At 73.9% G+C, this 23,812-nt stretch carries 20 protein-coding genes; 12 read left to right on the forward strand and 8 right to left on the reverse strand.

Annotated features, from left to right (window positions below; all coding sequences use genetic code 11):
• Positions 1-11 precede the first annotated feature (11 nt).
• The 4 genes from JL106_RS10525 (at position 12) to JL106_RS22025 (ending at position 5,871) form a co-directional block, all read left to right on the forward strand.
• A complete protein-coding gene (locus JL106_RS10525; protein WP_205260657.1) occupies positions 12-1,385 on the forward strand; it encodes an acyltransferase family protein in 1,374 nt (457 codons plus the stop codon).
• Positions 1,382-2,947: an alginate O-acetyltransferase AlgX-related protein gene (locus JL106_RS10530; protein ID WP_205260658.1), complete on the forward strand. Its 1,566-nt coding sequence runs from the start codon at positions 1,382-1,384 to the stop codon at positions 2,945-2,947. Before JL106_RS10525 ends, JL106_RS10530 begins: the two co-directional genes overlap by 4 nt.
• Positions 2,948-2,996: 49 nt before the next feature.
• Entirely contained in the window at positions 2,997-4,049 is a 1,053-nt protein-coding gene (locus tag JL106_RS10535) for an NAD-dependent epimerase/dehydratase family protein (protein WP_205260659.1), read from the forward strand.
• Between the two features lie 88 nt (positions 4,050-4,137).
• The gene (locus JL106_RS22025) at positions 4,138-5,871 is read left to right on the forward strand and encodes a DUF2142 domain-containing protein (RefSeq protein ID WP_205260660.1); all 1,734 of its coding nucleotides are present in this window, start codon (positions 4,138-4,140) and stop codon (positions 5,869-5,871) included.
• 1,369 nt (positions 5,872-7,240) lie between these two features.
• Here JL106_RS22025 and JL106_RS10545 read toward each other — a convergent pair.
• The 3 genes from JL106_RS10545 to JL106_RS10555 form a co-directional block, all read right to left on the reverse strand.
• Entirely contained in the window at positions 7,241-8,125 is an 885-nt protein-coding gene (locus JL106_RS10545; protein ID WP_205260661.1) for a glycosyltransferase family 2 protein, read from the reverse strand.
• 134 nt (positions 8,126-8,259) lie between these two features.
• Complete coding sequence (locus tag JL106_RS10550; RefSeq protein WP_205260662.1) at positions 8,260-9,315, reverse strand: glycosyltransferase family 2 protein; 1,056 nt, start codon at positions 9,313-9,315, stop codon at positions 8,260-8,262.
• Complete coding sequence (locus JL106_RS10555) at positions 9,312-10,610, reverse strand: alpha/beta hydrolase (RefSeq protein ID WP_205260663.1); 1,299 nt, start codon at positions 10,608-10,610, stop codon at positions 9,312-9,314. Before JL106_RS10555 ends, JL106_RS10550 begins: the two co-directional genes overlap by 4 nt.
• A 296-nt stretch (positions 10,611-10,906) precedes the next feature.
• Between JL106_RS10555 and JL106_RS10560 the strand changes: the two genes are divergently transcribed.
• From JL106_RS10560 to manB, 6 genes are all read left to right on the forward strand, one after another.
• Positions 10,907-11,734, forward strand: a complete 828-nt coding sequence (locus tag JL106_RS10560; protein ID WP_205260664.1) for an oxidoreductase — start codon at positions 10,907-10,909, stop codon at positions 11,732-11,734.
• Positions 11,735-11,828: 94 nt separating this feature from the next.
• On the forward strand, positions 11,829-13,004 hold the full coding sequence (locus JL106_RS10565) for a glycosyltransferase family 4 protein (RefSeq protein WP_205260665.1): 1,176 nt from the start codon (positions 11,829-11,831) through the stop codon (positions 13,002-13,004).
• A 226-nt stretch (positions 13,005-13,230) separates the two neighbouring features.
• Positions 13,231-14,334 carry a glycosyltransferase family 4 protein gene (locus JL106_RS10570; protein WP_328842033.1) on the forward strand — a complete coding sequence of 368 codons (1,104 nt, stop codon included), beginning with the start codon at positions 13,231-13,233 and terminating at the stop codon, positions 14,332-14,334.
• Positions 14,331-15,374, forward strand: coding sequence for a glycosyltransferase family 2 protein (locus JL106_RS10575; protein ID WP_205260666.1), 1,044 nt, complete (start codon positions 14,331-14,333; stop codon positions 15,372-15,374). Before JL106_RS10570 ends, JL106_RS10575 begins: the two co-directional genes overlap by 4 nt.
• Positions 15,375-15,539: 165 nt before the next feature.
• Positions 15,540-16,433 (forward strand): glucose-1-phosphate thymidylyltransferase RfbA, encoded by an 894-nt coding sequence (gene rfbA, locus JL106_RS10580; protein WP_205260667.1) that lies wholly within the window; start codon positions 15,540-15,542, stop codon positions 16,431-16,433.
• A 113-nt stretch (positions 16,434-16,546) separates the two neighbouring features.
• A complete protein-coding gene (gene manB / locus JL106_RS10585) occupies positions 16,547-17,695 on the forward strand; it encodes a mannose-1-phosphate guanylyltransferase (RefSeq protein ID WP_205260668.1) in 1,149 nt (382 codons plus the stop codon).
• Between the two features lie 25 nt (positions 17,696-17,720).
• Here manB and JL106_RS10590 read toward each other — a convergent pair whose 3' ends face one another.
• The 4 genes from JL106_RS10590 to JL106_RS10605 form a co-directional block, all read right to left on the reverse strand.
• Positions 17,721-18,341, reverse strand: a complete 621-nt coding sequence (locus JL106_RS10590) for an NUDIX hydrolase (RefSeq protein WP_328842036.1) — start codon at positions 18,339-18,341, stop codon at positions 17,721-17,723.
• Positions 18,338-19,828 carry a coenzyme F420-0:L-glutamate ligase gene (locus JL106_RS10595; protein WP_205260669.1) on the reverse strand — a complete coding sequence of 497 codons (1,491 nt, stop codon included), beginning with the start codon at positions 19,826-19,828 and terminating at the stop codon, positions 18,338-18,340. The genes JL106_RS10590 and JL106_RS10595 overlap by 4 nt, the downstream gene beginning before the upstream one ends.
• Complete coding sequence (locus JL106_RS10600) at positions 19,815-20,873, reverse strand: 2-phospho-L-lactate transferase CofD family protein (protein WP_205260670.1); 1,059 nt, start codon at positions 20,871-20,873, stop codon at positions 19,815-19,817. The genes JL106_RS10595 and JL106_RS10600 overlap by 14 nt, the downstream gene beginning before the upstream one ends.
• A 68-nt stretch (positions 20,874-20,941) precedes the next feature.
• The gene (locus JL106_RS10605) at positions 20,942-21,697 is read right to left on the reverse strand and encodes a site-2 protease family protein (protein WP_205260671.1); all 756 of its coding nucleotides are present in this window, start codon (positions 21,695-21,697) and stop codon (positions 20,942-20,944) included.
• A 452-nt stretch (positions 21,698-22,149) separates the two neighbouring features.
• Between JL106_RS10605 and JL106_RS10610 the strand changes: the two genes are divergently transcribed.
• Positions 22,150-22,416 carry a WhiB family transcriptional regulator gene (locus tag JL106_RS10610; RefSeq protein ID WP_205260741.1) on the forward strand — a complete coding sequence of 89 codons (267 nt, stop codon included), beginning with the start codon at positions 22,150-22,152 and terminating at the stop codon, positions 22,414-22,416.
• A 116-nt stretch (positions 22,417-22,532) separates the two neighbouring features.
• On the opposite strand, the gene JL106_RS10615 is transcribed toward JL106_RS10610, so the two are convergent.
• Positions 22,533-23,024, reverse strand: coding sequence for a metallopeptidase family protein (locus JL106_RS10615; RefSeq protein WP_205260672.1), 492 nt, complete (start codon positions 23,022-23,024; stop codon positions 22,533-22,535).
• Positions 23,025-23,186: 162 nt separating this feature from the next.
• On the opposite strand from JL106_RS10615, the gene JL106_RS10620 reads away from it, so the two are divergent.
• Positions 23,187-23,579 (forward strand): DUF3499 domain-containing protein, encoded by a 393-nt coding sequence (locus tag JL106_RS10620; protein WP_236007445.1) that lies wholly within the window; start codon positions 23,187-23,189, stop codon positions 23,577-23,579.
• Positions 23,580-23,812: the final 233 nt, after the last annotated feature.

Here is a 23,812-nt window from a genome sequence, read left to right on the forward strand (position 1 = left end):
AGGTGTCGGACGTGGCGCTGAACCTGCAGGAAGCCTTCGACGCGCGCCGGAACAGCATCGGCTTCCTGCGGTGGTTGCTGGCCTTCGTGGTGATCTTCTCGCACGCCGGGCCGCTCGCGGGCTTCTACGACAGCCACAGCCTGGGCACGCAATGGTCGTCCGAGCAGTCGTTCGGGGGCGTGGCCGTCGCCGGGTTCTTCTGCCTCAGCGGCTTCCTGATCACCAGGTCGCGGATGGGCCGGTCGACCGTCTTCCGATACTTCTGGCGGCGGGTGCTGCGCATCTTCCCTGCGTTCTGGGCGGCGCTGTTGCTGGTCGTGCTGGTGCTGGCTCCCATCGCCTGGTGGAAGAGCAACGGCACGATCCGGGGATACGTCAGTGCTCCGAACGACTCACCGTTGACCTACTTCGCCGACAACATGTGGCTGAAGATGAACCAGTTGAACATCGCCGACATGGGAGCGGGCACGCCGCTGGCGGGCTGCTGCACGGTGGACTGGAACGGGTCCGCCTGGACGCTGTTCTACGAGTTCAAGGGCTACATCCTGATCGGGCTGTTCGGGCTCTTCGGCATCCTCGGCCACCGGATCATCGCCACCATCGCCTTCCTCGGCATGCTGACCATGAACACCCTGCTGTTCCTGGGTGTCGCCGGGAATTTCGCCGCGATCGACCCGTTGATGTCCGACTTCTACAGCATCATGCTGCTGACCCCGTTCATGTTCGGAATGATGCTGGCCCTGTGGGCCGACCGGATCCCGATCGACGACCGGCTGGCCCTGGCCGCCGCGGCCATCGCGATCTTCACCTACTTCATCGCGTCCGGATGGAACGTCTACGGTCAGTTCGCCTTCATGTACGTGATCATCTGGGCCGCGGTCCGGCTGCCGCTGACCCGGTGGGAGAAGTACGGCGACCTGTCGTACGGCATCTACATCTACGCCTGGCCCATCCAGCAGTTCGGTGCGTTCTTCGGTGTGGAGCGGCTGGGCTGGTTCGGGTACCACCTGGTGATCATCGTCGCCTGTCACCTGGCCGCGTACGTCAGCTGGCACTGCATCGAGAAGCCCGCCATGGACCTGAAGAACTGGACGCCGCGATGGTTGTCCGCCCTGATGGCGCGCGGCCGCCCGCTCAACGACCGGATCAAGCGGATCATCGTCGATCCCCGCTTCTCCACCACGCACTACGCCAACCGGCTGCGCAACGACCGGGCGGCCCTGGCCCAGGATCGTCGTGACGACCACCTGACCAGTCAGGATCCGGACGAGCGGGTGCACGCGTCCGAGTCCCCACGGCCCCCCGTCCCGCCGGTGGGTGCATCCGACCGGCCGACCGATCGGCCGGCCGATCGGGACCGGGCCGGCCTGCCCGGTGGTCGATGAACGAGCCCGCGCGCGACCCCCGCTTCGCACCTGCCCGGCGGGGCGCCCCAGCCCGGAAGGTGCTGCGCTCGGTCGCGGTCATCCTCGGCGTCCTGATGTTCGCGGTGATGACCTGGGGCCTCCCCGCGCTGTACCACCAGCGGTACGACCCGACGAACCGTCCGGCCACGGCGGCCGCGGCCGAACCGCCGGCCGAACCCGCACCCACCCCCGAGCCGGCCGACCCCGCCTGGCACCCGGTGCCGTCGGCGGATCAGGACCGGATCTACCAGGATCAGACGCAGACGGCGGCGGAGCACCCCGGCATCGCGGTGGATGGGCGCGACGGGTACGTCTTCTTCGGCGACATCATCGAGCAGAACTTCGCCCAGGCCATGGGGCGCCGTTATCTCGGCCGCGCCGAGGTCGCGGCGACGGTCGACACCCTGGCCGCCGAGCGGAGCTGGCTGGACGAGCGCGGGATCCCCAACGTCTTCGTCGTGGTTCCGGCAACCTGGAGCGTCTACCAGGACAAGATGCCGGCCTGGACCGACGGACAGGTGTTGCCCCGGATCGCCGATCAGCTGTTGACCGCCGATCCGGAGGCGTTCCTGGACCTACGCCAGGCGCTGACCGAGGCCCGATCGTTCGCTGACACCTATCCCCGGCTGAACAGCCACTGGACACCCTTCGGTGCCACCGTGGGCCTGCGCACCGTGCTCGAGCGCCTGGCCGCCGAGTACCCGGCCCTGGGCGACCTGCAGCTGCCGGAGGTGACCGGCACGCGGACGGTGGACGCCTCGAACGAGTTCGAGCCACTCATCGGACCGCGCGGCCCCAACGACTGGGTGCTGCCGGAGTTCGCGAGGCCACTGCCGGAGTTCGAGCTGACCGGCGCCGACGGTGCGTCGGCGTCCGTGCCGGGCGACACTGTCATCGACCCGATCCAGTTCCCCGCACGTACGGCCAACCCGCAGGCCGGCAACGCCCACCGCGCGCTCATCCTCGGCGATTCGGCGACCGGCGTCATGTCGCCCTACCTGGCCGCCTCCTTCGGCGACACCTGGCTGGTCCGGCACCACTGGAACGAGCCGGAACAGCGCCCCAACGTGCCGGCGCTCATCGAGGCGTACCAGCCCGACGTGGTGATCACGCTCGTCACCGAGCGGTACCTCACCGTTCCGACGGGGGACCAGGCGCTGTACGAGGGCGCGGCGGCGTTCCACGCCCCCGGTGCCCGACCGATCGGCGGATGGAACGCGCAGGGTGAGGACGCGGACGGCGGCGCGATCGCCGTGGAGAGCCGCGATCTGAACGCCCCGGTCACTGCCCGGCTGCCCGAGCTGCCGGGTGCTCCGGCGGCGGCCCGGATCGAACTCGTCACAGACGACTACGGCGTGCTCATCGCCACGGTGCCGACGGCGGCGGGGCCGGTCGCGACCCGGCTGCACCTGGCCGCTGGTCGCAACATCGTCTTCCTGCCGCTTCCGGCGGACCCGTCCGGACCGGATGTGGTCCTGCAACGGTTCGGGGGTCAGGGCGGCGCCACGCTCGAGGACATCCAGGTGCGGACGCAGGCGTGAGCGTCGCGTCCCGCACTCCCAGCACCATTGACGAAGGAGCCATCTCAACGTGTCAACCTGCCTGGTCACCGGCGGAGCCGGCTTCATCGGATGCGCCCTGTCCGGGTCACTGCCCGACCATTTCGACCGGGTCGTGGTGGTGGACAATCTGCATCCTCAGGTGCACCCCGACCGGAGCCGCCCGGCGGATCTCGATCCGCGCGTCGAGTTCGTCCTGGGTGACGCCACCGTGGCGGCCGACTGGGACACCCTGCTGGCCGATGTGACCCCGACGACGGTCATCCACCTGGCCGCCGAGACGGGCACGGGGCAGTCGCTGACCGAGGCGACCCGGCACGCCGCGGTGAACGTCGTCGGGACCACCGAGATGCTTGACGCCTTCGTGCGTCATTCGAAGCTGCCGGAGCGGATCGTCCTGACCTCCAGCCGGGCCGTCTACGGCGAGGGGGCGTGGGTCGACGAGCACGGGCAGGAGCAGTACCCGGGTCAGCGGTCGCGGGCGATGCTCGAGGCCGGCGTGTGGGACTTCCCGGGGCTGACCGCCACGCCCTTCGAGTCCCATCGGGTCCGCCCCGAACCGACGAGCGTCTACGGGTCGACCAAGCTGGCCCAGGAGCACATCATCACGTCCTGGTGTCTGGCCATGAACGTCACCCCGGTGCTGTTCCGGCTGCAGAACGTGTACGGACCGGGCCAGTCGCTGATCAACCCGTACACCGGCATCGTGTCGTTGTTCGCCCGGCTGGCCAAGCAGGGCGACGTCATCCCGGTCTACGAGGACGGCGAGATCGTGCGGGATTTCGTGTTCATCGACGACGTGGCCCGCGCCATCGTGGCCGGGACCGTGCACGGTGCCGGGAACCGCGTGCCGTACGACGTCGGCTCGGGGCAGGCCACGACGATCCTGCAGCTGGCCGGCATCATCGCCGGGATCTACGGTGCGCCCGAGCCGCAGATCAACGGCCGGTTCCGCGACGGCGACGTCCGGCACGCCTCGTGCACGGTCGACGAGACGCAGCGTGCGCTCGGCTGGCGGCCGGAGGTCATGGTCGACGACGGCGTCCGTCGGCTCTGCCGCTGGATCGACGACCGGACCAACTGACGGTGCCGCGGCAGGGGACGCCCGGGCGACCGCCGTCCCGCAGCCGCAGCAGGCTGACCGCCGGGCGGTCGGGCGGGAGTGGACACAGGTGAACGACCACAGCGGCCCCGGACACCGGCCGGAGGATCCGGACGGCGACGGCCGCGCCCACGGCTCGCGGCCGACGCCGCTGGACACGACCGGCGTGGGACCGGGCGACGGCCCGCGCTGGCAGTGGCGGATCTGGGCGGTCCTGACCGCCGCGCTGTTCGTCCTGGGGCTCGCCTGGACCCTGCTCACGCCGCCCGGCGCGCAGCCGGACGAGCCGCAGCACACCCAGCGGGCTTGGGCGGTCTGGGACGGGCAGGTGCTGGCGCCACCGACCCCGGACGGGACCGCGCTCCTGCAGCTCCCGAGCGGTCTGCTCGAGATGGGCAACGTGGGCTGCTTCGCGTTCTTCCCGAACCAGGACGCCGGCTGCCGCGCGGACTGGCCGCTCACCGACGACCGGGTCGACCTCAACAACACAGCAGGCCGGTACAACCCGGTCTACTACCTGGTCACCGGGCTGCCGATCCGGATCTTCGAGCCGGAGACCGGGTTGTACCTGTCCCGGGCGCTGTCCGCGCTGGTCGCGGCGGGCGTGCTGGCGGCCGGGCTGCACAGCCTGCTCCTGCTCAGACGGTCGTGGGTGGGCCGCGCCGCCGCGCTGGCCGTGATGACGCCGGTGTGCGTCTCGCTGCTGGGTGGCTACAACCCCAGCGCCTGGGAGATCACCGGCGCCGTGACGGGCTGCACGTCGTTGCTGCTGCTGGCCCGGTTCCCGCACCATCCGGCGGTACGGGCCTGGGCGTGGTGCGCCGCCGTTGCGCTGTCCCTCATGGCGATGACGAGGATCGCGTCGTTCGTCTGGGTGGCCGTGTTCGTGGGCTTCGCCGCGGTGCTGGCCGGACGCGGCGCGTTGGTGCTGGCCCGGCGCACCGACGTCCGGCTCGCCGGCCTGGTCGTCGCCACCGCTACGGCGTGGGCGCTCGTCTGGCAGCAGTTGGCCGGGGCTCGCGACGTCTCGGTGACCGGGTTCTCGGCCACGCTCGGCGAAGGCCTGGAGGCGTCCTACGCCGCGTCGGCCGGGTGGTGGGCCCAGATGATCGGCTACCTGGGCTGGAACGACGTGCCTCCGACGACCTTCGCGGTGTGGGGGACGGTCGCGGTGGTGGGCGCCCTGCTGCTGGGCGGGCTGGCCGTCGCCGGCCGGTGGCACCGCTGGCTGCTGCTGCTGGCCCTCGCCGGTGCGGTGCTGCTGCCGATCGTGATGTCGGCGGTGGTCTACCGATCGGTCGGCATGATCTGGCAGGGCCGGTACAACCTGCCGCTGACCTTGCTCCCGGTGCTCTGGGCGGCGCTGCTGTGGGACACCAACCCCGGGACGGACGACGCCGTGCGCCGCCGCCTGGCGGGCGCGACGCTCGTCGTGTGGGTCGCCGTGACCGTCTCGATGAGCTACACGGTGCTCAAGCGGTACGCGGTCGGTCTGCCCACCGACCCACTGTCCGGCGACGACGGCTTCCTGTTCCGGCCCGTCGCCTGGGCGCCGCCGGGTGGCGTGTGGATCTGGCTGCTGATCGGCGCGGCCGCGGCCGTGGCGGTCGCCCTGCTGATGTCGCCGACGGCCGCCGGGGCTGCCCGCTGGCTGGGCCCGGCCGGGGACTCAGGCCGGCGTCCCATGCGTCGACCGGTCGGCGCCCCGCCACCGGCGCGCCACGACCAGCCCGTGCACCGTGAGCACGACCGCCGGCCCGCAGAGCTGGGCGACGACCCCGCGGTCGACCGCCGGGAGCGGTAGCAGGAAGCACAGCAGGAACGCCGCGGTACCGAGGATCCACCCGATGCCCAGCCACCGGTGCCGCCCGAAGGCGACCAGGACCGGCTGCAGCAACTGGATGGTCATCAGCAGCAGCGCCGACAGCGCCAGCAGCTCGAGCCGGGCCAGTCCGAGGCCGGCCTCAGGGGTCCCGAACACGGTCTCGACCACCCAGCGTCCGACCACGGCCGTGCCGGCGAGGACGAGGACGGTCAGGCCGGCCATCAGGAGGCCACCGGTGCGCAGCAGCCGGCGGACGGCCGGCCGGTCGTCCCGGGCGACGGCGCTGGCCAGACCGGGCAGCACCATGGCCTGCACCGGCCCGGTCACCAACAGCGGGATCCGGGTGATGACCAGGGCGACGGTGAACGCCTGCACCATGGCCAACTCGTCGCCCACCGCCAGTCCGGTGACCAGGACGGGCCCGAGGTTGGCCAGCACCATGCCGAGCAGCGACGTCACCAGCAGCGCGGTGAGGGCGGCGCCGACCGTGGACCAGGTCGGGACGGGCGGCTCGGCCCCCGCCGCGGCATCGGACGGTGCCGCCGGCCGGCGACCGCCGCGTCGGCGGGACCGCAGCACCGTGCCCAGCATGGCCAGGGCGCCCACGAGCGGCCCGACGCAGATGGCCAGCCCGTAGCCGACCGGGTCGGTGCTCCCGGTCAGCGCGAGGACTGCGCAGCCCAGCAATCGCGCGCCACCGTCCGCCAGCAGGGTGACGGCGTACCCGCCGAACCGCCGGCGCCCGCCCAGCAGTCCGCGGAGGGCGAAGACGGCGCCCGACCCCACCACCGACAGAGCCAGGCAGCCCGTCAGCGCGAGCTCGCCGTCCAGCACCCGGCTGCGCAGCACGGGGGTGGCGGCGAGCAGCACGACCAGGGTGAGCCCGGTGAGCACACCGGTCGCGGCCAGCAGCCGGCGCACCGTCCCTGCACCGTGCCCGGGGCCGAGGGTCGCGACCCGTCGGCTGAGTTCCTGCTCGGCCGCCACGAAGACCCCGGGGCCGAGGATGTTGGCCAGCAGGTAGGTCGCCGACAGCGCCGCGAAGGTCGCGTCGTCGAACCGGTCGTGCCCGATGACGCTGAGGAACCCGTACCCGGACAGGCCGACGACGAGGGTGCCGATCGTCATCCAGAGCGAGCTGCGGCGGTCCACCCGCGACGGCGCGGCGGGCTCGCGCTCCCCACCCGCGGCGGCCGGGGGCGAGGAGGACGGGTGACGAAGGTGGCGCGAGTTCACGATCCCAGGACGCTAGTGGGCGCTGGCGGTGCCGTGCGGTCAGCGCACCGCGCGCCGCAGCCCGCCGCCGATCAGCGCCCGCGTCCCTGCTGGAGCAGGTCGCGCGGCAGTGTCACCGGCCGAGGGCGAACCGGCTCAGCCGGAGCGAGCCGCTCCGGTCACCGGCGCGGATGGCAGCCGGCACCCGCATGGCCGCGTGCGCCCGGGACAGGAGGTGGCGTCGGGCCGCCCGCGCCGCCGTGGGCCACCCGAGCGCGGTGAACGCGTCCGCCGCGCCGCGGTACACCGCCGCCTCCTCGTCGAAGCGGGCACCGTCGGCCGCGCTGACCGAGGAGTACGAAGCCCGGTGCCGCCGGTACCGGAAGGCCGGGGTGGGGTCCAGCACCATCGATCCGCCGGCCGCGACGATGTCCAGCAGCAGGACGAGGTCCAGAGCGACCTCCAGTCCGGGCCGGAACCCGATGCGCCGCAACCACGTCGTGTTCCACGCCAGCGACGGGAAGTAGGTCCAGTTGCCGCGCAGCAGGCTGGCGGCCAGGGGCTCACCGCCCAGCACCGTCCGGGCGTCGACCGACGGTGCGATCCAGCCCTTGACCCGGTCGGCCAGCGGCCGGGTCTCCCGGCCGTCCTCGTCGATCACCGTGACGCCGACCTCGACGACGGCGGCGTCGGGATGGGCGGTCATCGCATCGGCGACCAGGGTGAGGTGGTTGGGCAGCATCTCGTCATCGGCGCCCATGATCACCGCCACCGGCGCGTGGACCAGTTCCGCGCACCGCCGGAAGTTGCCGTTGATGCCCAGATTCGCCGGATTGCGGACGTACTCGATGCGCTCGTCACCGAACGAGGTCACCAGGTCGGTCAGGTCGGTCCCGGGGGAGGCGTCGTCCACGACCACCAGCCGCCAGTCGGTCGACCGCTGTTCGACGACGCTACTGATGGCGCGCCGGAGCAGGTCGACGTTCCCGTAGGCCGGGAGCATCACATCGATCGTCACGTCGTCCGTCCTGGTGGTGGGGCCCGATGCTCGACCCGGGGCTGCGTCGGCGCCCGGTCGGCGCATCCACCGTAGCCAGCGACCACCCGCCCGACGGTCAGGCGCGGCGGCGTCCGGGCTCGCGGCCGCGGACCTCAGCCCGAGGTCACGGCCGCCCGGAACACCGTCCGTCGTCGCCGTCGCGGCACCGTCCGGCCCGGGGCGTCGGCCCACCCCCGGGGCACCTGCCGCAGCACCGCCGCCAGCACCCGCAGCCGCAGCCGGATCCGGAAGTTGGCCGCGTCCGGCACCGGCCGGCGCAGCAGTCGCTTGCCGGCCAGCGACCCCGTGGTGACCGCGAACCGGGCCACGGCCACTGCGAACACCCAGGTCGGCGCGCAGCGCAGCAGGGTCCACAGCCGGTTGCGCTCGTTGTGGAAGTGGAACAGGGCAGACCGCCGGTTGCTGGTCGCCGCGTGCCGGTGCATGACCCGGGCGCGGGGCACGGCCCGGATGTCCCAGCCCGCCAGCCGCAGCCGCCACGAGGTGTCGAGGTCCTCGTAGTAGAGGAAGAAGTCGGCCGGGAAGCCGCCGACGGCGCGCAGCGCGGCGGTGCGCAGCAGCGCGGCGCCGCCGCAGAACCCGAACACGTCGCGCACCTGCGGCCCGACCGCGGCGACGTCGGCGTCGCCGTCCACGTCGACGCCGTACCAGGCCCGGTCCAGCGTGGTGCCCAAGCTGTTCACCGTGCCGGGCGCGGCCGACAGCTCCAACAGCGACGTCCAGGCCGCCGCCTCGGGGTCGGCCTCGGCCGTCTCGAGCAGGGTCTCCAGCCAGTCGGGGTCGGCGACCGCGTCGTCGTTGAGCAGCGCCAGGAAGGGCGTGTCGATCTCCGGGACGGCCGCGGCGACCCCACCGGCGAAGCCGAGGTTCTCCGGCAGTCGCCGCACGGTGATGCGCTCTGGGTCGCGGGCGGCGACCCGGCGCAGCACGTCGGTGGTGCCGTCGGACGAGGCGTTGTCGATGATCAGCACCTGGTGCGGCACGGTCTGCCGGCGCAGCGACTCCAGGCAGGCGCCGATGAACCCCGCTGCGCGGTAGGTCACCACCACCACGGTGACGCGGAGTCCGGAGGAGTCGACGGAGCGAGGTACGAGCGGAGCCGAGCTCCGCCCATCAGTGCCGTCGGTGGTCGTCTGCGGATCGCTCACGAGGGAATGATGCCCATCCGGCCGGCCAGCCAGGGCATGCCGTCCCTGAGTGCGGTCACCGGGACGTTCCAGTCGTGCCCGGAGCCGTCCACCAGGTGGATGGTGACGTCCATCCCGGCGGCCTGCGCGGCCTGGTACATGGCCTGCGCCTGCGGGCCGTACTCGGCGTCGTTGGCGCCCACCCAGAACTGGCCGGCCGAGTCCGGGTACCGGTGGTCCTGCAGCAGGGTCTGCGGGTTCGCGGCCAGGAACGCCTGCTCGTCGCCGCCGTAGAGCTTGTCGACGGTCTCCTGCCGGGAGCCCAGCGTGGGTTCGGCCTGTCCGGAGGCGTCGAGGAAGGACGAGAACAGCTGCGGATGCTTGGTGGCCAGCTGGATGGCGCAGGTGCCGCCATAGGAGAAGCCGCCGACCGCCCAGTGCGCGGTGTCGCCGTCGTAGGAGAGGTTCTGTTCGATCCAGGCGGGCACGTCCTGCGACAGGTAGGTGTCGACCTTGCCGGCGCTGGTGTCCGCGCAGATGGGGTTGTCCAGGTCGGAGCCGAGCGCGTCGGGCATCACCACGAGCGGGGCCAGCCCGCCGTGCTGGGAGGCGAACGCGTCCATGATGCCGGCCAGCTGGCCGGCGGTGAGCAGGTCGCGCGGGCCGCCCGGCTGGCCGTGGATCATCATCAGGACGGGCAGGGCCGGCCGGTTCGACGCGAAGTAGGCCGGTGGCAGGTAGACGTACCCGGGACGGGGAGTCCACCCCGAGATGGTGGCCGGGATGGTCACCTCGGACACCGAACCGCCGGCGGGCAGCGGGCCCTCGGCGCGCCAGGTCCCCGACAGCGGTCCGGGTGGGTTGGTGCGCGGCCCCATCCCGTCGCCGGTGGGCAGGTCGATCTCCGCCGCCCCGACCTCACCGAACAGCGTGCCGACGGTGGGGAACTGGGCGAAGTGGATGTTGATCAGGTTGGCCCCGGCGGCCAGCACGACCAGTCCGCTGATCACGGCCACGACCTTGCGCCACCAGCGGGTGCGGAACATCGCGGCCACGGTGAGTCCGATCCCGGCGATGATCACCGCGACCCAGACCGTCACCTCGATGGGCAGCGGCTCCGGGAAGGGCTGCCACAGGTCGTCGACGATCCAGTCGAGCAGCAGCGACACCACCATCGCGCCGACCAGGATCGACGGGACCAGCACCCGCCACCACCGCCGGTCGGAACGACTCACCAGCAGCGCCAGGAAGGCGACGGCCGCCAGACCGGACAACATCCAGGGCACCCAGCCCGAGATCAGCGACAGGTCGGACACGCGGCAGCCTTCCTGGAGCTTCCTGGAGCTTCCTGGTCGACGGAGTTCACCGTTGCACTGCGGACGGTGATCAACCGTCACCCTGCGTGCATGGAGCAGCATCCTCGCTCGGACCGATCACTGCAAGCGACCGGGCATGCGTGACACGGACGTTCGCGGGCCGCGTGGGTTCTGCCCGCACCCCGGTCGCCCGGCGGCAACGGCCATGGCGGACGCTGAGCGCATGGGCCGCCCTGTCCGGCCCACGTGCCGATGAGCCGGACGACGAGATCCGCCCGGCGGAAGGAGTGGCATCCATGTCCACCTGGCTGATCACCGGATGCTCGACCGGGCTCGGGCGCGCCCTGGCCGAGGAGGTGCTGGCCCGCGGCCACCAGGTCGTCGTCACCGCGCGGGACGCCACCCGCGTCCAGGACCTCGTCGACGCGCACCCGGACACCGCGCTCGGGGCGGCGCTGGACGTCACTGACCCGGCCGCGGTGCGCACGGTCGTGGCCGCCGCCGAGCAGCGGTTCGGCGGGGTCGACGTGCTGGTCAACAACGCCGGGTACGGCTACCGGGCCGCCGTCGAGGAGGGCGACGACGCCGACGTCCAGCAACTCTTCGCCACCCACGTCTTCGGCCCGGTCGCTCTGATCAAGGGCGTGCTGCCGGGCATGCGTGCCCGTCGCTCCGGCGCCGTCGTCAACATCTCGTCCATCGGGGCGCGGACGGCCTTCGCCGGCTCCGGCTACTACGCCGGGGTCAAGGCGGCGCTGGAGGGCATCTCCAACGCGCTGGCCAAGGAGGTCGGTCCGCTCGGCATCAGCGTGACGGTGGTCGAGCCGGGCGGCTTCCGCACCGACTTCTCCGGACGCTCGCTCACCCAGTCCGCGACCGCCATCGAGGACTACGCGCCGACCGCCGGGCTGCGCCGCAAGGAGCACGACCGCACCGACGGCACCCAGGCCGGCGACCCGGCCAAGGGCGCGGCGCTGATCATCGAGGCGGTCGAGGCCGACCCGGCTCCGACCCTGCTGCTGCTCGGCGCGGACGCCCTGGAGGGGTACGACCGGGTCGGCGCGGCGGAACGGGCCCAGGTCGACGCCTGGCGTGCGCGGAGCGCGTCCACCGGCTTCGCCTGATCCCCGGGCCTGATCCCCGGGCCTGATCCCCGGGCCTGGTCCCCGGGTCGAGACCGACCTGGGCCCGGCCGCGGCGTGTGCTGGACTGCCGGGCATGCCTCGGCTGACCGTCGTCCTGGAACAGTTGCTCGCCCCGGTCCCCGGTGGGACGGGGCGCAGCGCCGCCCAACTCACCGCCGCGTTGGCCGGGACCGTCCCGCCGGACTGGCACCTGCGCACGGTCACCGCCTGGCACCGGGACCTGACTGCGGCCCGGCTGCCCGGGGTCCGGCTGCCTGAGCGGCTGCCGCTGGGGTCCCGGGTGCTGGCCGAGGCGTGGCGGCACGGCTGGGCGTCGGGACGGTGGGCCGGCCGGCCGTGGTGGGGGACCGCCGGCGGGCCAGGACGGCCGGGGTCCGACACGGTGCACGCGACCACCCCACTGGCCCCCGACCTGCGAGAACGCCTGGTGATCACCGTGCATGACACGGTGGCGTGGACGCACCCCGAGACGCTGACCCCCCGCGGCGCCGCTTGGCACCGCGACATCATCGGCCGGGTGGCCCCGTCGGCCCGCGCGGTCTCGGTGCCGTCGCGGGCGGTGGCCGACAGCCTGGCCGAGGTGCTGCCCGCGGTGGCCGACCGGATCACGGTGGTCCCCCACGGGGTGACGCCCCTGCCGGTGCCGGCCGACGCCGCGCTGCGCCGCGCCCGCCTGGGTCTGCCCGAGCGGTACCTGCTCAGCGTGGCCACCCTCGAGCCGCGCAAGGGCCTGGACGTGCTGCTCGACGCGGTGGGACGACTGTCCGGGCACAGCGGCCCGGGCGGGCCGGCGCTCGCCGTGGTCGGGCCGGGTGGCTGGGGCGGGGTGGACGTGCCGCGGGCCGCGGCCGCGGTGGGCATCCCGGTCGAACAGTTGCACCTGCTCGGACGGGTCGACGACCGGGACCTGGCCGCGGTGCTCGACGGCGCCACCGTGCTGGTGGCGCCGTCCCGGGCCGAGGGGTTCGGACTGCCGGTGCTGGAGGCTTTCGCCGCGGGTACCCCGGTCGTCTGCTCGGACGCGCCGGCGCTGGCTGAGCTGGCCGGCTCGCCGGGGGAGGCTCCCGCGGCGCTGGTGGTCCCGCGCGGGGACGTGCCCGCCCTGGCCGGGGCACTCGAGCACCTGCTCGTCGAGCCTGCCGCGCGGGCCGAGCTCATCGCTCGCGGACGGCGGCGCGCGAACGACTTCGACTGGGAGCGGGCCGCCCGCGCCACCTGGCGGCTGCACGGAGCCACTCCCGCCGGCTGACCCCCGGCCGGTGCCGCCACCGATCAGCCCGAGTCCCGCCCGGCGCGGGAGGCACGGTCGGTCGGTCCCCGGCGGCTACCCTGGCGCCCGCCCGGAACCGCCGGGTCGATCCAGGGCCCGCTCCGCACGGCAGCAGCCCGACCGCACGAACGGGAGCGCTGCCATCGGCCACGGTCACCACGGCGGGCACGGGGCGACCCCGCGGATCCTGCTGGACGCCACGGCCGTGCCGGCCGAACGTGGTGGTGTCGGTCGCTACGTGGACCAGTTGGCCGCCGCGCTCGACGGCGAGGGCGCCGACCTGGCCGTCGTCTGCCAGGACCGGGACACCGAGGTGTTCGCCGCGCTGGCCCCGCACGCCGAAGTGGTGCCGGCCGCCGCGGACCTCACCCGCCGCCCGGCCCGGCTCGCCTGGGAGCAGACCGGGCTGCCCCGGTTGGCCCGCCGGGTGCGGGCCGACGTCATCCACTCGCCGCACTACACGATGCCGCTGGCCGCGGACGTGCCCGTGGTGGTCACCCTGCACGACGCCACCTTCTTCTCCGACCGGCACCTGCACGGCGGCGTCAAGGGCCGGTTCTTCCGGTCCTGGACCCGGCTGTCGCTGCGCCGCGCCGCGGTCTGCGTCGTGCCCAGCGCGGCCACCGCCGACGAGCTGACACGGCTGGTCGGCGCCCACCGCGACCGGCTCGTCGTCGCCCATCACGGGGTGGACGCCCACTTCCGACCCCCCGAACCGGACCGGATCGACGCCGTCCGCCGGCACCTCGACCTGGGGGACCGGTCCTGGATCGCGTTCCTGGGCACCCTGGAGCCGCGCAAGAACGTCCCCGCGCTGATCCGGGCCTACCTGCGGGTCGGCCGCGACCGGCCGGATCCGCCCGCGCTGGTGCTGGCCGGCGCGCCCGGCTGGGATCGGTCGATCGAGCCGGCGCTGGCCGCCGTCCCGCCGGAGCTGCGGGTGATCCGGACCGGGCACCTGCCGTTCGACCTGCTGCCCGGGCTGCTCGGCGGCGCCGAGGTCGTCGCCTACCCGTCGCTGGGCGAGGGGTTCGGGCTGCCGGTGCTCGAGGCCATGGCCTGCGGCGCCGCCGTCCTCACCACCCGCACGCTGTCGCTGCCCGAGGTGGGCGGTGACGCCGTGGCCTACTGCGGCACCGGGGCCGGGGACATCGCCGCGGTGCTGGGTGAGCTGCTGGACCAGCCCGACCGGCGCGCCGCGCTGTCCGCGGCCGCCCAGGAGCGGGCCGCCGGGTTCACCTGGCCGGCCAGCGCCCGTGCGCACCTGGACGCGTACCGGCGCGCCGTCACCGAGGCGGTCGGCCGGTGACCGAGCAGCAGCCGGACCCGGCGGCCAGCCCGGCGCCCGCCCGGGGGCTTGCGACGGGGCCCACCCGAGGGCCCGCGACGGGGTCCACCCCCCGGCCCGCGGCCGTTGCCGGCCGGGGCCGCCCCGAGCTCGGCGTCGGGGTCGTCGTCGTCACCTTCTCGCCGGGCGAGCACCTGGCGGCGTTGCTCGACTCGCTGCCGGCCGCCGGTGCCGCCGACGCCCCGGTGGTGCTGGCCGACAACGGGTCCACCGACGGCTCGGTCGAGGCGGCGGCGCACCGGCCCCGGGTCCGGTTGCTGCGCACCGGCGGCAACCTGGGCTACGGGCGCGCCGCGAACGCCGGCGCCGCGGTGCTGGACCCGCAGCTGCCCTGGGTGCTGGTGGTCAACCCCGACGTGGTGCTGGAGCCAGGCGCGGTGCGGGAGATGGTCGCCGCCGCCCAGCGGCACCCCGAGGTCGGTGCGGTCGGGCCGCTGATCACCACGCACGACGGGGCCGTCTACCCGTCGGCCCGGCGGTTGCCCACCATCGGCGCCGGCATCGGGCACGCGGCGCTGGGCTGGGTGTGGCCGGGCAACCCGTGGACCCGCGCCTACCGGCAGGACCACGCCGAACTCGGTGAGCGACCCGCGGGGTGGCTGTCCGGCGCCTGCCTGCTGCTGCGTCGCAGCGCCTTCGACGCGGTGGGCGGATTCGACCCGGGCTACTTCATGTACTTCGAGGACGTCGACCTGGGCCGGCGGCTGGGCCTGGCCGGCTGGACCAACCTGTACTGCCCGACCGCGCGGGCCCGCCACCTGGGCGGTCACGCCACCGAGGCGCACGCCCCGCGGATGGCCCGGGCCCACCACGAGAGCGCCTACCGGTACCTGGCCGGCGTCTACCCGCGCCCGTGGCAGGCCCCGGTCCGGGCGCTGCTGCGGGTGGGTCTCGGCCTGCGCGGGTGGGCCGCGGGCCGGTCGGTCCGGGTCGGGCGGGGCGCCGCGCTGCCGTCGCGGGCTCCACGGCCGGACACCGACCCGGGCCGGACGGCTCCCTGAGCCCGTCCGGCCGGGTCGATCACGCGCGCCGGGCCGGTATGGTCGGCGGGCGCGCCGGGAAGTGATCACCGAACGAGATACCGTGATTGCATACGGTGACCGGGCGGCACTGGGACCTCTCGGTCCCGGCGCGGATCGAGCAGTCGAGCAGACGGGGGCAGTGCGGTGAAGGGCATCATTCTGGCCGGTGGAGCCGGGACCCGGTTGCACCCGGTGACCCGCGCGGTGTCCAAGCAGCTGCTGCCGGTCTACGACAAGCCGATGATCTACTACCCGCTCTCGGTGCTCATGCTGGCCGGGATCCGCGACATCCTGGTCATCACCACCCCGGAGGACAACGCCGGCTTCCGGCGACTGCTGGGTGACGGAGCCGACTGGGGTCTGACCCTCACCTACGCCGAGCAGCCGCAGCCGAACGGGCTGGCCGAGGCGTTCCGCATCGGCGCCACCCACATCGGCGACGAGCCGGTCGCGCTGGTGCTGGGCGACAACATCTTCTACGGACACGGCTTCTCGGCCACTTTGCAGCAGGCGGCCGGATCCATCGTCTCGGGTGACACCGGCTGCGTCCTGTTCGGGTACCCGGTCCGCGATCCGGAGCGGTACGGCGTCGGCGAGATCGACGAGACCGGCCGGCTGCTGTCCATCCAGGAGAAACCGGCGCAGCCGGCCAGCAATCTGGCCATCACCGGGCTGTACCTCTACGACAACGACGTGGTCCGGTACGCCGCCGATCTGCAGCCCAGCGCGCGCGGCGAACTCGAGATCACCGATCTGAACAACCTGTACCTGCAGCAGGGCCGCGCGTCGCTGATGGACCTGGGCCGTGGCTTCGCCTGGCTCGACACCGGCACGCACGACTCGCTGCTCGAGGCGGGGGAGTTCGTCAAGGTGCTGGAGCACCGCCAGGGCGTGCGCATCTCCTGCCTCGAGGAGATCGCCCTGGCCCAGGGGTTCATCGACGCCGACCAGGCGTACACCCTGGGCAGCTCGCTGGCCAAGTCGCCCTACGGCCAGTACGTCATGACCATCGCGCGGGCGGCCGGCGCGATCGCCTGACCCGAGCCCCACCCGGCCTCCTGCCGCGGATCCGTCCGAGAGCCCAGCGCCGTCCGAGCCCGTTCCAGCGCCCGGTCCAGCACCGGCCAGCACCAGCCCCGGAGGCATCCCGCATGTCGACTCCCGACCCGTCCGTGCCCGATCCCAGGCCCGATCCCAGGCCCGATCCCAGATCCGACAGCAGGCCCGATCGGTCCGACGTCGACGCCGTCGTCCTGGTCGGCGGCAAGGGCACCCGGCTCCGCCCGCTGACCCTCTCGGCGGCCAAGCCGATGCTGCCCACCGCGGGAGTGCCGTTCCTGGAGCACCTGCTGTCCCGCATCCGCGACGCCGGGATGCGGCACGTGGTCCTCGGCACGTCGTACAAGGCCGAGACCTTCACCGAGCACTTCGGCGACGGCAGCGCCTTCGGCCTGGACATCGAGTACGTGGTGGAGACCGAGCCGATGGGCACCGGTGGCGCCATCCGCAACGTGCTCGACAAGCTGCGGTCCGACACCGCCATGATCTTCAACGGCGACATCCTGTCGGGCGTGGACCTGGGTGCGCTGCTGGACACCCACCGGGACAACACGGCCGACGTCACCCTGCACCTGGTCCGGGTGCCCGACCCGCGTGCGTTCGGATCGGTGCCGACCGACGCCGACGGCCGGGTGCAGGCGTTCCTGGAGAAGACCGACACCCCACCCACGGACCAGATCAACGCCGGGTGCTACGTGTTCAAGACCTCGGTGATCGCGGAGATCCCGTCCGGCCGGGTCGTCTCGGTGGAGCGGGAGACGTTCCCCGGACTGCTGGAGGCCGACGCCCGGGTGTTCGGGCATGTCGACTCCAGCTACTGGCTCGACCTCGGCACCCCCGGCGCGTTCGTGCAGGGCTCGGCCGACCTGGTCGGCGGCGTCGCACCGACCGGCGCGCTGCCGGGACCGCCCGGGGCGGCGCTGGTGCTGCCCGGCGCCCAGGTGGCCGAGCAGACCGTGGTCGGCGGTGGCAGCACGGTGGGCCGGCGGGTCCGGGTCGGGCTGGGGGCCGTGCTCGAGTCGGCCGTCGTGTTCGACGATGCCGTCATCGGCGAGCACGCCCGGGTGCTCCGCTCGGTCGTCGGCGCCGGCGCCGTCATCGGTGAGGGCTCGGTCATCGAGGACGCGGTGATCGGCGACCGCGCGGTCGTCGGTGCACACTGCGAACTCCGCCGCGGCGTCCGGGTCTGGCCGGACGTCGAACTGCCCGAGGCCGGCGTGCGGTTCTCGGCCGACATCTGAAACGGGAGCGGGGCTCTCGCCGCGTTCAGCCGCCGGGTCGGACCCGGGTCAGCGCGGCGGTCACCGCGGCGCGCACCGACGCGTCGACGCCCGTCGCACCCGTGGGCAGCGCGTCCACCCGGTGGAACGCCACGTCGGACGACTCGTCCGAGATGATCGGCACCGCACCCGGTCCCGCCACGAAAACGTACCGGACGTCGAAATGCCGGGTCGGGCGGCCCAGCGAGCAGGTGATCGGGTGCACGTCCAGGTGCACCGGAGCGGGCGTGCCGTCGACGAGCACCGGCATCAGCCCGGTGAGACCGGACTCCTCGGTCGCCTCCCGCGCCGCCGCGCCCAGCAGGGTGCCGTCGCCCGGCTCGCAGTGCCCGCCGAGTTGCAACCACAGGCCGAGCCGGCGGTGCAGGGTGAGCAGCACCGACCGCAGGTCGGCCGACAGCACGACCGCGCTGGCCGTCACGTGGCCGGGTCCGCAGGAGCGGGCGGTGGCGTCCGGACGGGCGGCGAGCAGGCCCAGGAACGCCTCGCACAGCGCCGACTGCCCGAGATCCGGTGCGGCCCAGGCGCGCAGCACCCGTTCGGTGTCGGCCTGCACCGCGGCGTGCGCGGCCACGACCGCCGGGTCGGGCGGGAGCTCGGCCGTCACCGGGTGATCATCTGGCCGGGCACCGGCTCGCGGGCCTGCAGCGGCTCGGCCGGGTGGCCGACCGCGATCGCCCCGAGCGGCTCCCAGTCCGCCGGCAGGTCGAGCACGCTGCGCACCACCGCCGGTGCGAAGATGGTGGACGAGATCCACGCCGAGCCCAGCTGTTCCGCGGCCAGGGTGACCAGCAGGGCCTGCACGGCGGCCCCGCCGGCCACCGTGTACATGGTCCGTTCCGCGTCCTGGCGGCGCGCGTCCGGATAGGCGTGCCGGCCGTCGCCGGTGACGAAGGCCAGCAGCACGGCGGGCGCCCGGTGCAGCACCTGGCCGCGGGCGACCCGGCGGGCGATCCGCTCGGCGTCCCAGCCGTCGTCGGCCAGATCGGCCTCCCACTCGGCCTGCATCGCCTGCAGCAGGGCGTCCCGGTGCGCGACCACGTGCACGAAGCGCACCGGGTGGGAGTGGTGCGGCGCCGGGGCGGTGGTCGCCGCGTCCACGCACCGGGCCAGTACGGCGGGATCGACCGGCTCGTCGGTGAAGTCGCGGACGGTGCGACGGCGCAGCACCGCCTCCCGGTGACCCTGGGCCCGCCCGGTCTCGATGGCCAGGTCGGTGCCCAGCCGGAACAGGTCCTCGTGGTACGGGCGCTGCAGACTGCGCGCGGTCCAGCCGTGCTGCGGACCCGACTCGCCTCCGCTCGTGCCCTGCTGCGGCGACTCCGGCTGGTCTGATGGTCGGAGCTCGCCTCCGCTCGTGCCTCGCTGCGGCGACTCCTCCTGGTGCCAGCCGCGCACCACCGCGACCGGTACGCCGGACAGCTTGCCCTTGACCAGATCCGCCGCGGCGGCGAGTTCGTCGCCCAGTGCGACCTGCGTGACCACGAGCTCGTTGCCGAACGCGTCGACGCCGCCGCGGTGGTCCAGCAGCACCTGCACCCCGGCCGCGCCGATGGCCACGTCGGTCACCCCGGTCCGCCAGGCGCGGCCCTGGGTGTCGGTGACCACCACGCCGACGTGCCGCCCCCGCTCGGCCAGCGTGTCCCGCAGCCGGGCCGCGGACGCGTCGGGATCCTCGGGCAACAGTGCGATCTCGTCGAGGCGGACGTTGGACGCGTCGATCCCGGCGGCGGCGGCGACGATGCCCTGCCGGTTCTCCACGATCCGGGTGCGACCGACCTCGGCGACCAGTCGCACCGTCTCCTCGTCGATCAGCCGACGGCGCAGGGCGTCCCGAGCTTCCGGGTCGACCGGCGCGGGCACCAGTCGGCCCTCCACCTTGGAGAGCACCTTGGAGGTGACGACCAGCACGTCACCGTCCTGCAGCCAGTCGGCCGCGGCCAGGATGGCGGCGGCCAGGTCGTCGCCCGGCCGGAAGTCGGGCAGCCCGGTGATCGGCAGCACGTGCAGCCCGCCGGCGGCCGGCGCCGCGAGTTCCGGCACCGTCAGGACGGCCGCGGTGTCGTCCGTCCCGGTCGGATCAGACGCGGACATCGACCAGGTCCAGGCAGGCCCTGACCATGGCCGCGGTCGCGGCCGGGTCCGTCATCAGCAACGGTGCGGTGCCCACGCGCACGCCGGGCATCTCCGCGATGTCCTGCTCGGCGACCAGGAAGGCGTCCAGCAGCCCGCCGTCCGACCGCGCCCCGTAGTGCCGTCCGACGCCCTCGGCGCTGCTCTCGACCCCGATGGCGGCCAGGCAGGCGTCCGCGTGCCCGCGCACCGGCTTGCCGCCGATGATGGGGGAGACCGCCACCACCGGGGCCGTGGTCTCCCGCAGCGCCGCCGCCACGGCCGGCACGGCCAGGATCGGCCCGACCGAGACCACCGGATTCGACGGCGCGATCAGCACCACGTCAGCGCCGGTGATCGCCTCCACCACCCCCGGTCCGGCCGTCGCCTCGGCCGCTCCGATCGGGGTGATCGACAGGGCCGGCAGGCCGGCCCGGTAGCGGATCCACCACTCCTGGAAGTGCAGCGCGACCAGCGGCCGCTCGCCCGGCTGGACGGTGTCGGAGCCGGTCGCCCCGTCATCGACGGCCCCGTCGACGGGGGTCGGTCCGGCCTGCGGATCCGGCACCACCACGTGGGTCTCGACCCGGTCGTCGCTCATCGGCAGCAGGCGCACTCCGGGCTGCCACCGGGCGCACAGCGCCTCGGTCACCGCCGACAGCGGGTACCCGGCGTCCAGCATCCGGGTCCGGACCAGGTGGGTGGCGATGTCCTTGTCGCCCAGCGAGAACCACGGCGCCTCGGCGTCGTACGCGGCGAGTTCGGCTGATACTGCCCACGTCTCGTCGGTGCGACCCCAGCCGCGCGCGACGTCCGCACCGCCGCCCAGGGTGTACATGCAGGAGTCGAGGTCCGGGCAGATCTGCAGCCCGTGCAGGCGCAGGTCGTCGGCGGTGTTCACCACCGCGGTGATCCGGTCGGGACCGTCGGTCGGCGCCGCGCCGGTCGGGTCCCAGCCCAGGAACGCCTTGACGCCGAGCAGGAACCGGGCGCCACCGACGCCCCCGGTCAGCACCGTGATGTCCACGGGCACCGATCCTTCCACAGTCGACGGTGCCCGGTCCCGCCGCGGCGGGTGGCGGACGGGACCCGTGCTCAGGTCCAGAACCGGAACAGGGCGGACCCGGCCGCCGCCAGCGCCGTCGACCCACCGGCCTGCCGCAGCGCCCACTCGCCCACGTCGAACAGGGCGCGGGACAGCGCCGGCACCGAGAACAGCAGCGCCACCACGACCAACGGCGCCCAGGGGCGGATCGGCGCGATCCGCGCCCGGACCCGGGTGGGCAGCGTCGGCTCCACCGCCCCGAACCCGTCGAAGCCCGGTACCGGGACCAGGTTGAGCACCGCCGTGACGAACTGCAGCACGGCCAGGAAGGACAGGGCCGCGGCCAGCACCCGCAGATCCCCACCCATCCCGGCCAGCTCGGCCGACACGGTCGCCGCGACCACGCCGAGCACCAGGTTGGTCGCCGGTCCGGCCAACGCGACCATGCTGGCCGCCGCCGGGTGCCGCATCCGGTGCGGCTCCAGCCGCACCGCGCCACCCGGCAGCGGGATGCCGCCGATGGCCAGCAGCAGCAACGGCAGCACGACGGTGGTGCCGGCGTCGGCGTACCGCACCGGGTTCAACGTCAGGTATCCGCGCGCCCGCACCGACGTGTCGCCGAAGGCCAAGGCGACGGCCGCGTGGGCGAACTCGTGCAGGCACAGGCTGATCACCCAGCCACCCAGCACCACGAGGAACACCCAGACTCCCGGCGGGCCGGTGCCGGAGGCCGCGAACGCCCCGGCACCCGCAGTGACGAGCAGGACGACGGGGAACACCCATGACCCCTTGGCCGACGACTTCATGATCCCAGTGTGACCAGCGCCGACGCCCACACTGGACCGTCGGGGTGACACACGTGACGCGGGTGACCGGAACCGGCCATAGCACGGCTCGCGGCTTGACGAGCCACAGGACACACCTGTGTAATCACATCGCTGTCATTCACCGGTCCGGCTGTCCGGGGCGGTCGGGGACGGCGGCGGGTGAGCGTGCAGGTGGCGGGCGCACAGCCCGGGGGAACGTCCGTGCGGAGCAGCTGCGCACACGTCGGAGCAACGGGGCCCGGCGGAACCGGACGAGCCGAAGTCGGCGGAACGAGCGGCGGTGTCGAGGATCTCACGGTCCCGACGGGCTCGGTGGGTCGGCGGTGCGAGCGGTCGGCGGCGGAACACAGGACGAGGCGGCACCCGATCCGGTCAGATCGGGTCCGGACAGGCGGAGGGACTTCTCGGTGGAACGGTTGGGGGAGATGGTCATGGTGTCCGACGCGGCGAACTGGAACGGGGACCTGCTGGGGGAGCAGGAACCGGAGTGGCACGAGCGGGCGCTGTGTGCCCAGACCGACCCGGAGGCCTTCTTCCCGGAGAAGGGCGGGTCGACCCGTGAGGCCAAGAAGATCTGCGGTGGCTGTGAGGTGCGCGACGAGTGCCTCTCGTACGCCCTGGCCAACGACGAGCGGTTCGGCATCTGGGGCGGCCTGAGCGAGCGCGAGCGGCGCCGACTCAAGCGCGCGGCCGGCTGAGTCGTCGGGCGCGAGCAGTCCGGGACGGGACCCGTCCGGCCGCAGGGGAAGGGCGCGCCGGGCTGTCCGCCGTCCGACCCCCCGACGGCAGCGACCGGCCGCCCGGCGACGACTGCTCAGGCGTCGGGCGGTTCCTCCGGGTCACGACCGAGGGCGCTGCCCACCTGCTCGTTGATCACCTCGACCACCAGGTCGGCCAGATCCGCCGGATCGGCGGACCGCACTTCCAGTGGCCGCCGGTAGATCACGATGCGCGGCTTGGTCGGCCGTCCGCGGGAGTCCACCCCCGCGGGCACCGCCCGGGCCAGTGGCACCGGGCCGTCCGCCACCACGTCGTCCGACGGCAGCGCGTCGCCGTCCGCACCGACCGGCGGGACCTCGTCCACGGCGAACTCGAAGCCACCCAGTTCGGTCGGCCACCGTCGTTCCAGTTCGGCCACCGCGTCCAGCACGAGCTGGTCGAACTGCTCGGCGCGGGTCCGGGCCCCGGGCAGGTCCGCGGGCAGCAGTGCTCCGCGGAGCCCGCGTCCGTGCCGGTCCCGGGAGCGTCGTCCTTGCCGCGCGCGCCCGCGGGCGCCGGTCGGGCCGGAGTGGTGGTCGATGGACATCGGCCGAAGTGTACGAGTCACGGCCTGCCGATGCCCTCGTCCGGACGGGGGTCCGGACCAGCGCATCGCTCCCCGCGGGACGTCGGCGCGACCGCCCCGGCGCGCCGGATCGCCCTCCGACACCCCCGGCCCGGGGAGGGATATCGTGCCCCGGTGGCCAGACTGCGCAGATGTTCCCGGACGGGATGTACCAACGCTGCCGTCGCCACGTTGACCTACGCCTACGCCGATTCCACCGCCGTCGTGGGACCGCTGGCCACTGCCGTCGAACCCCACTCGTACGACCTGTGCGCCACCCACGCCCAGCACCTCACCGTCCCCAAGGGGTGGGAGGTCGTCCGGCCGGACGGTGATCTCGGCCCCGTCGGTCCGCGTGTCGACGACCTGGAGGCGCTGGCCGACGCGGTCCGCGAGGCAGGCCGGCAGGCCGCCCAGGATGACGACCCGCTGGCCCCGACCGGGCCCGGCGCGGCCAACGCCGCGACCGGCGGTGGGGCCGCGGCCGCTGACGCCCGTCGGGCACACCTGCGGGTGCTGCGGTTCCCCGAAGGGTGACTGCCGGGTCCGTCCGTGACCCGGTGTGACGGCCCTCCCCGCCGCGGCGGCCCGGCCGTGTCCTCCACGCGGTGGCCGCTCGCCCGTCCGGGGGTTCTGCTGCGGCCACGCCCTGCGGTCGGCCACGACCGGTAAACTCGTCGCGTCGTGTGCGGCAGCGAGGCCGGTGGCCGGCGCCGGGCGGGCGAACGGGGCGTTCCGATCATCCGGGCCGGACCGAGTGGACGGGGCGA

The organism is Nakamurella leprariae (assembly GCF_016918035.1).
GTDB classification, from domain to species: Bacteria; Actinomycetota; Actinomycetes; order Mycobacteriales; family Nakamurellaceae; genus Nakamurella; species Nakamurella leprariae.